General features: G+C 61.7%; 1 protein-coding gene. It reads right to left on the bottom strand.

The window, feature by feature from the left end:
- The coding region (locus tag L1073_RS17050) for a type VI secretion system Vgr family protein (RefSeq protein ID WP_246901417.1) at positions 1 to 1,140 on the bottom strand (1,140 nt) is incomplete at its 3' end.
- Positions 1,141 to 1,531: the final 391 nt, after the last annotated feature.

The raw sequence follows: 1,531 nt of genomic DNA, 5'->3' as shown, positions 1-1,531 counted from the left end.
CTGGGGCTGCAGGCTGCCGGGCAGCGCCTGGCGCTGGGCCGAGACCGGCAGGGCGTTCTCGGCATGCACGCTGATGCCCAGCAGCAGGAACTGGCGTTCTTCTTCACCGCCGGTGTCGTGCAGCGGGGGCTGGGTGAGTTCGAACCAGCGCCCGGCCTGGAGCTGACGAGTACCACCAGCGCCGCGAAAGCGCTTGGCCAGGGATTCATGCGCCTCGAGACGGTTTTCGGTGAGGCGTTCGCCGCGCTCAAAGCCGTGGTAGTAATACGCGCCGGCGTAATCGTAGACCTCGGTGGCGGGCAGGTTGCCCTGATCGCTGAGGGTGTCGAGGCCGGTGCGCTTGGTCAGCGAGGGCTGCTTGTAGTCGAAGGTGCCGACACTGACGCGGGTAGGCTGCTGAGTGCGCACGCCGCCCCACTGATTGAGGGCATCTTCGGTTTCGGTAGCGGCTTGGCGGTGGAAGCGGATTGTCTGTGGCGAGACCGGTTGGCAGGTGTCGACGTCGTCGGTAATGACCAGGCGGTGGCCATCGAAGGATTGGCTGTCGCCCTCGGTCTCCCCGTCGTCGTTGTCGGCGGATTCGGACGATTGATATTCAAAATAATACCACAGGCCTTCTTCTTCGCAGAGGCGACTGATGAAGTTGAAGTCGCTCTCCCGGTACTGCACGCAGTAGCTGCGCGCGGGATAGTCACGTCGCAGGTCGAAACGGTAGCGGCCCCGGGCCAGTTCATGGCCGTCGAACACGTCGGTGAGGACATCGACGACGCTGCGATCCTGGAAGATCCGACTGTCGCGGCCGAGCTTCAGCATCGCCAGCCACGGCACCAGGGTGAGCTGGTAGTAGGTGACGCCGCCGTCCTCGCCCAGCAGCGCCGCCTCGGCAACGAGGCCATGCAACTGGCGATAACCGCCATCGGCCTGCCGGATCGACAGCCTCGCCGGCTGCGCCATCAGCGTCTTGAGTTCGAGATCATTCTGCTGGGAGATGCAGTCGAGCGTATAGCTGAAGGGCGCGCTGACACGCTCCTCGCCCACCAGCCGATGCGGCAGCAGCGACGCCCCGGCAATGTCGAGGGTCAGCAGTCGCTGCGATGGCGACAGGTCGATATCGAAGGTGTCGAAAAGCGCCTCTGACATGGCATCGTCCCTGAAGGTCATGCATGGCACGAACGCACGCACTCAAACGATCGTCGCTTGCCACGCTTATGTGGAGGGGACCTAATTTAACATGGATAAAAGTGAAACGTACCCCAGCGACACCGGCGTTCTGTGAGGATTTGTTTCTGACGAAGGGGCTGGGTCAGGCACTGTGCACACATTACCGTGTTACACCCTCGACATTTCATCATCGGCCTCGGCTTCCGGTTCCGTCTCAAGCGCCAAGTCGAGCTTATAAAGAATAGTGTGCGTGGACTTGATTAGTTGATGAAGAATCGGAGCCATCGGTCATCCTCCGATAGTAGCTCGCAAGATAGATACTCCGGGACCAAGCACCTGCCACACAAAAAGGGCGCCCCATGGGGCGCCT

The sequence above is a fragment of the Chromohalobacter nigrandesensis genome (assembly GCF_023061285.1).
GTDB classification, from domain to species: Bacteria; Pseudomonadota; Gammaproteobacteria; order Pseudomonadales; family Halomonadaceae; genus Chromohalobacter; species Chromohalobacter nigrandesensis.
Note: the sequence above shows the minus strand (reverse complement) of the source record. Positions and strands in the feature narration are given on the sequence as shown.